This window comes from Lentibacillus sp. L22 (genome assembly GCF_040812445.1).
Taxonomy (GTDB): domain Bacteria; phylum Bacillota; class Bacilli; order Bacillales; family Amphibacillaceae; genus Lentibacillus_C; species Lentibacillus_C daqui.
Genome location: NZ_JBFNXI010000005.1, coordinates 130,873 through 138,011, shown reverse-complemented (window position 1 = coordinate 138,011; position 7,139 = coordinate 130,873). Strand labels below are relative to the sequence as shown.

Sequence of the window (7,139 nt, the reverse complement as noted above, 5' to 3'; positions counted from 1 at the left end):
GAGGAACAAGCAAAAAAAGTTAGTGGTTTTTTTCAAAGTGTCCTTGACAAGGGGTCCACTTTAATAAAAGGGAGACTTTTTTATTTTCTCATTTAAGTAAATAAAATAAGGTTTGTTTTATTCGGCTGTTTGTAACGAGCTTTCGTCAAGACCAAGCGCCCGATTTGTTGAAACATGGACTTCCTGGACAAGCTCTGGATTTTCCACTAGCGATATGCCATAAGAAGGAATCATTTCTTTTAGTTTCGGTTCCCATTCTTCGAGATATTGTGGGAAGCATCTTTTGAACACATCGAGCATAATCGGAACAGCTGTGGAAGCCCCAGGGGAAGCGCCGAGTAATGCAGCGACTGATCCATCAGCGGCATTAATAAGCTCCGTACCAAATTGAAGCGTTCCTTTGCCACTGGCATCCGTATCTTTAATCACTTGCACCCGTTGTCCTGCTACTACAGTATCCCAATCTTCACTTTTGGCATCCGGAATAAATTCCTGTAACTCCTTGATACGTTGTTCTTTCGATAACATTAGCTGTCCGATCAGGTATTTCGTCAACGGAATGTTTTTTGCACCCGCTGCTAACATCGTGAAAACATTATTCGGTTTTACAGAACTTATTAAATCCATATTGGAACCGGTTTTTAAGAATTTTGGTGAAAAACCGGCAAATGGTCCAAATAGCAATGATTTTTGGTTTTCAATATATCGTGTATCCAGATGCGGCACAGACATTGGTGGAGCACCAACTGCAGCTTTGCCGTATACTTTGGCATGATGCTGCTTGATAATCTCCGGATTGTTACATACCATGAATAGTCCGCTTACCGGGAATCCGCCAATATGTTTACTTTCAGGGATACCAGTTTTTTGGAGTAAAGGCAACGCCCCTCCACCGGCACCAATAAAGACGAATTTCGCAGTATGGTATTCAAGGGTATCATCTTCATAATTTCGCACTTTCACTTCCCAAGCGCCATCTTCCGTACGTTTTATATCATCTACTGTATGATTGTAGTTGATACGGACATCCTTACTCTTCAAGTGATCCAACAATTTACGTGTAAGAGCCCCGAAGTTGACATCGGTTCCAGAGTCGATCTTCGTTGCGGCTATTGGCTGATCTACTGTCCGGTCTTTCATAATCAGCGGAATCCATTCCTTCAATTTTTCCGGATCATCGGAAAACTCCATCCCTTGGAACAATGGATTATTTGATAATGTTTCAAACCGTTTTTTCAAGAATGCTACATTATCTTCCCCATGTACTAAACTCATGTGCGGTATTGGCATAATAAAGTCATCCGGATTACTTATCTGTTTGCTGTCTACAAGATAAGACCAAAACTGCTTAGTAACCTGGAACTGTTCATTAATGTTGACTGCCTTGCTAATGTCCAGGGATCCGTCTGGCTGTTCGGGCGTGTAATTAAGCTCACACAGCGCGGAATGGCCCGTTCCCGCATTATTCCACTCGTTAGAACTTTCAACTGCTGGTTTATTAAGCTTTTCAAAAATGGTAATATTCCAGTCCGGTGCCAATTCCTTTAATAGTGATCCCAATGTCGCACTCATGATACCGGCACCAATTAAAATAACATCTGCTGAAGTATGGCTGTTACTCATGTTTACCTTCCTTACATCTTAAAATTTGCAGAAAGGATGCAAGCGCTCCTGCTCATTCATTAACAAGGCAGGTCGCGAACTTGTCACACATCTTTTCTTAATCTGTTATATCCTTCATATAGTATATCAAAGTTTTGTATCGACATAAATGTTTATGTCTTGTTAAAATACAGAATCCACGCTTTGAGATCCCAAAATCTTAATTGCAACGCCCTCGCCAACATTATCATGTCACTAATAGGCAAACACACATTTTATAGGTTATGGACATATGATGCATTAATGGAAAACTGGGGGAGGTGAGGTAATGATTATCCATGTGGTCACAGCCGGTGAAACACTCTGGCAAATCGCAAACAGATATGCCGTCGATATGAATCAAATCGTGCAATTAAACGGATTACCCAATCCAAATCAATTATTGGTTGGTCAATCACTGGTTATCCCAGTACTTGGTACGCCGCATACGGTTAAAAGCGGTGAAACGTTATGGTCGATTGCCCAACAGTACGGTGTCCCGGTTCAAACTATTATCCAGGCCAATCAACTAACCAATCCTAATGTTCTTTCCCCAGGAACCAAACTATTTATCCCACCAGTGACACACGTTGTTCAGCCAAGGGAGACGTTGGCGCAAATTGCAAATCGCTATGGTACCACGGTTCAAGCAATCATGAATGAAAATCAATTAACAAACCAAAACATGATTTTTCCGGGAGTGCAACTGGCTATCCCAAGAAGAAAACCCGTGATTGAAGTAAATGCTTATACGTATCAATCAGAGGAAGATGCAGTCAACAGCCTTCATGAAGTCGGTAACTTGCTGACTTATTTTAGCCCGTTCGCTTATATGATCAGGGAAGATGGCACCTTGCAACCAATGAATGACCAGCGCATGATTCAGGCTGCCGTTGCTGAACATATCACACCGATGCTTTCGATCACCAATTTCACATCTACACAAACGGGATCCAATGTCGCACATATCATCCTGAGTAATCCGCAATTAAGTAATCAGGTCATTTCCAACGTACTAAACGTAATGGATCAAAAGGGATATAAGGTCTTAAACGTTGACTTTGAGAATGTAATGCCAGAAGATCGTGAGAATTATAATCGGTTTTTACAAATGGCGGTTAACCGGCTTCATCCAAGAGGTTATTTGGTATCGACAGCACTTGCTCCAAAAACGAGTGCAACTCAAGGCGGGCTGTTATATGAAGCACACGATTACGAGGCACATGGCAGAATTGCTGATTTTGTCATTCTGATGACGTATGAATGGGGATACCGACTTGGCCCGCCACAGGCAATCTCTCCTATCAATCAAATGAGGCGGGTGGTCGAGTATGCTCTATCAGTAATGCCAGCCGAAAAAATATTTTTAGGGTTCCAAATCTATGCACGCGATTGGCTTGTTCCCCATGTACAAGGCCAGGAAGCTGAAACATTCAGTCCGCAAGAAGCCATCAGACGGGCAGTAAAATATGGCGCATCGATTCAATATGATACGACAGCCCAATCGCCATTTTTCCGCTATGTAGATGAACAGGGCCAAAGACATGAAGTATGGTTTGAAGATGCACGGAGCGCGCAGGCTAAATTTGATATGGTCAAACAATATAATCTTCGCGGGATTAGTTATTGGGCATTAGGCTATCCTTATCCGCAAAACTGGGCATTGTTGAATGACAACTTTACGATAAGAAAATTAACATCGTAACTCGTTCAAAAACGGACTAGCCAAATAAACGCTTTTCATTCCTTTTGGTCTCCTTACCATTTAGATTTTTACCTTATACTTTCCGCTGCTAAAGATTATAACTTAAAAAACAAGCGTGGCACCCATTACCAATTTATAATGGTGTATACCACGCTTATTTTTATACAGGGTTTTGTCCCAGCTTTATTGATATTTTTCTCTACGTTAATTTGCAACTGCAACAGATGAAATTGTTTTATGATAGAATTCGATGAAGTTGTTCACTACCAAATCAAGGAATTCAATTGTGCCATGATCTGTTATTTCACCAGCATCATTCATTTTTTCATGAACGGATCCGACATATACTTCATTTCCCGGTAGTAAAATTGGTGATAATGCCGGGTTTGACAGAATTTGTCTTAAATGCATTTGTGCACGGACACTGCCGTGAACACCGATAGAAGAACCAACGATAAATGCCGGTTTATCTTTGATCGTAAAGTCGCCTCCACGTGATAGCCAGTCAATAGCATTTTTTAATGCACCTGGAATGGAATAATTATATTCTGGAACTGCGAACAATACGGCATCTGAATCCTTTACATCCGCTTTAAATCGATTTACATTTTCTGTCGGCGTATTTTCAATGTCAATGGAAAATGTGTCAACATCATTAATGAATACCGGTATAATATCCAATTTATCTGCATAGCGACTTCTCATATACGCCACTAACTTCGCGTATGTGAGGTTGAACTCGTACTACCTATGATTGCTTTTACTTTTATTGCCATCTATAAAAACTCTCCTTTATTATTGTTGGAACAGATCTATATAGTATAATTAGTTCACATATATCTCAAGTCATATGCTTGGCTTGATAAACAGGGGACTATTTTCCACGAATCCCACTGTATTATCGTTTAGATGTCGGTTTAATGTGGAAATATGTTAAATGTAATATATTTCAGACATACGAAAAAATTGGCGAGGAGGTAATACCTTGAAACAAGGCTCGTTATTTGAAAATGAAAATGATAAGCATCAGCCTTTAGCCAACAGCGTACGCCCTCAATATTTAGAAGATTTTGTTGGTCAGAAACATTTACTGGGAAATGGAAAGGTTTTACGGGAAATGATTGAAAATGATCAAGTCTCGTCCATGATTTTCTGGGGACCGCCTGGAGTAGGAAAAACAACCCTCGCTAAAATTATCGCCAATCATACGAAGGCAAAGTTTATTCCTTTTAGCGCCGTATCAACTGGTATTAAAGATATTCGTAAGGTGATGAAAGAGGCCGAAGAAAACAGGGAATTAGGTGATAAATGCATTTTGTTTATTGATGAAATTCATCGGTTCAATAAGGCACAGCAGGATGCATTTTTACCCTATGTCGAAAAAGGAAGCATTATCCTTATCGGTGCAACCACTGAAAATCCATCCTTTGAAATAAATTCAGCTTTGTTGTCACGCAGTAAAGTTTTTGTCTTATATCAGTTATCAAATAACGAGATAGTTGAATTGTTACAAAAAGCTATTTCCAATCCAAAGGGCTTGGGAAATCAAGATATTCAACTGGAAGATGGGGTGCTGGAAGCGATAGCGGCGTTTTCTGATGGTGATGGAAGAATTGCCTTAAATACGTTGGAAATGGCCGTATTAAACGGAAAAAGACAGGAAGCATCCGTTACTATTGGTAAAGAAGATTTAACCCAGCTTATTCAAAGGAAGTCGCTACTATATGATAAAGATGGGGAAGAACATTATAATATCATATCGGCACTCCATAAATCGATGCGAAATAGTGATGTTAATGCCTCTGTTTATTGGTTATCCCGGATGCTGGAATCTGGGGAAGACCCCTTGTTTATTGCGAGAAGATTAGTCAGATTTGCCAGCGAAGATGTTGGCTTGGCAGATAACAGGGCTTTGGGAATAGCAGTAGCTGTATTTCAATCCTGTCAATTCATTGGTATGCCAGAATGCGATGTGCATCTTACCCAAGCCGTCATTTATCTTGCCATGGCACCAAAGTCAAATTCGGCTTATGTGGCTTATTCAAAGGCTAAAAAAGATGCGCAACAATCAATGAATGAACCGGTTCCTTTACAGTTACGTAATGCACCAACGAAACTGATGAAAGATTTGAACTATGGCAAGGGGTATCAATATGCTCATGACACAGATGAAAAACTGACTACAATAAAAACCATGCCGGATTCTCTAGCAGGACATGAATATTATTTTCCGACTTCTCAAGGTTCGGAAGCTAAAATCAAAGATAGGTTAAAACAAATTTCCGATTGGCATAAACAAAATGATCATTGATGGGATTTTCAATTAAATATTGATATCGGCGCCAGGAGAATATACTAAATATTGAATGAGCATATCTTCCCTCCTTTTGTTGGTTGAACGTTATTTAATTGCGTTGTATCATACGAATCTGTCAGGCTGCTATACATAGGTGGTTTCACTAGTTAGTTTTATGGGACCGGCCAGACCAAATAAAAAGAGATTTTAATGAGCAGAACTTGCGTAGAGGAGGGAGGTGACTAACCTCTGTCCCCCTACACCACCTTTTTTCTTACCAATGGGTTTTTCATTTTTTTGTTCCATAAGCATTTGCACTTTAAAAATTTCAAAATAAATGTCAAAGAATGATTCGTTTCATCCGTGCATGTATCAAGAACATCTATTATAGAATCAGCCTCGCCCATCTACTTTAAGTTTTCAATTCCCCTTTCCAACATTTCCATTTGCAGCAGTGTCTGTTCATCTGTAATGGTTTTATCTTGACCATTTATGACGGCTTTATATAAGTCATCATACACTCTTCCATAATCGCCATTTACAGATTTCACTTTTTCTTCGTGGATTGTACCTTCTTCATCAATATATGTCAGTACACCATAATGTTTTATTGTATCTATACCAAAATCTTTGTTATCAGGCATGTAAAACAACTTTAAATGTTCCTCCTGACGATCTTTGGTTTGTTTCACAAAGCACCCATTTTTGCCATAAACGACGAAGCTCGGTCTTTCTTTAAGTCTAAAATAACTGGATTTTACAGATACCTTTAATCTACCAAAGTATAAATCCAAATCGAAATAGTCATTCATTCTCCCTTGTCCTAATAATTGCCTTACATCGTAATGTATATGATCCGGCTTGCCGAAGTAACTGATGACCTGATCCAGTGTATGGCAGCCATGTGCATATAAGAATGACGAAGCGGGATCAAAAGAGTGGGCAGACTCGGGTACTTCGGGGCGGTAATAGTCAAAATGCATTTCCACTTCCAGCAAGTCCCCTATTTTCCCTTCTTCTATGACCTTTTGAACGGTTAAAAAATCACTATCGAAACGTCTATTTTGATACGCCTGAACAATTAATCCTTTCTCTTTCGCCAATGCAAATATTTCTTTTGCCTGCCCTGAATTTTCCATAAAAGGCTTCTCTACCAAACAGTTTTTATTATGTTCCAATACTAGTTTTGCGTATTCATAGTGGCTGTCATGTTTTGTGCAAACCACAATGAGTTGAATGTCCTTGTCGTTTAATAATTCATCTAAGTCGGAAGTATAATTTATTCCTGCAACCTTATCCCAGCTGTCATGTTCAGGATTTCTCCGATAAATTGTTTTTACCTTTATATTCTCTCTTTGCAGTACGAACGGCAGGTGATATCTGTTCGTGCTTTTCCCATTTCCAATATAACCGATAGTAAGCATAGCGACCTCCTAAAAATATATTTATATGCAATATCTTTATATAAAGAAGCACCTCCTTAAATTGATAGGTTTA

The 7,139-nt window shown here is 39.4% G+C and carries 5 protein-coding genes; 2 read left to right on the top strand and 3 right to left on the bottom strand.

Annotation, left to right across the window (positions count from 1 at the left end; translation table 11 throughout):
- Window positions 1-117 precede the first annotated feature (117 nt).
- Window positions 118-1,623 (bottom strand): malate:quinone oxidoreductase, encoded by a 1,506-nt coding sequence (locus ABRT01_RS04400; protein ID WP_367746391.1) that lies wholly within the window; start codon window positions 1,621-1,623, stop codon window positions 118-120.
- A gap of 307 nt (window positions 1,624-1,930) precedes the next feature.
- On the opposite strand from ABRT01_RS04400, the gene ABRT01_RS04395 reads away from it, so the two are divergent.
- The gene (locus ABRT01_RS04395; protein WP_269410725.1) at window positions 1,931-3,346 is read left to right on the top strand and encodes a LysM peptidoglycan-binding domain-containing protein; all 1,416 of its coding nucleotides are present in this window, start codon (window positions 1,931-1,933) and stop codon (window positions 3,344-3,346) included.
- A gap of 204 nt (window positions 3,347-3,550) precedes the next feature.
- On the opposite strand, the gene ABRT01_RS04390 is transcribed toward ABRT01_RS04395, so the two are convergent.
- Window positions 3,551-4,051 (bottom strand): NADPH-dependent FMN reductase, encoded by a 501-nt coding sequence (locus ABRT01_RS04390; RefSeq protein ID WP_367746390.1) that lies wholly within the window; start codon window positions 4,049-4,051, stop codon window positions 3,551-3,553.
- Between the two features lie 280 nt (window positions 4,052-4,331).
- Between ABRT01_RS04390 and ABRT01_RS04385 the strand changes: the two genes are divergently transcribed.
- Entirely contained in the window at window positions 4,332-5,657 is a 1,326-nt protein-coding gene (locus tag ABRT01_RS04385; protein WP_269410727.1) for a replication-associated recombination protein A, read from the top strand.
- Window positions 5,658-6,049: 392 nt separating this feature from the next.
- Here the strand turns inward: ABRT01_RS04385 and ABRT01_RS04380 are convergent, their stop codons facing one another.
- On the bottom strand, window positions 6,050-7,066 hold the full coding sequence (locus ABRT01_RS04380; protein ID WP_269410728.1) for an oxidoreductase: 1,017 nt from the start codon (window positions 7,064-7,066) through the stop codon (window positions 6,050-6,052).
- Window positions 7,067-7,139: the final 73 nt, after the last annotated feature.

Excerpts from the sequence above, each read along its gene's own strand:
- ABRT01_RS04400 (WP_367746391.1), bottom strand. The coding sequence starts at position 1,623 with ATGAGTAACAGCCATACTTCAGCAGATGTTATTTTAATTGGTGCCGGT.
- ABRT01_RS04395 (WP_269410725.1), top strand. The coding sequence starts at position 1,931 with ATGATTATCCATGTGGTCACAGCCGGTGAAACACTCTGGCAAATCGCA.
- ABRT01_RS04390 (WP_367746390.1), bottom strand. The coding sequence starts at position 4,051 with ATGAGAAGTCGCTATGCAGATAAATTGGATATTATACCGGTATTCATT.
- ABRT01_RS04380 (WP_269410728.1), bottom strand. The coding sequence starts at position 7,066 with ATGCTTACTATCGGTTATATTGGAAATGGGAAAAGCACGAACAGATAT.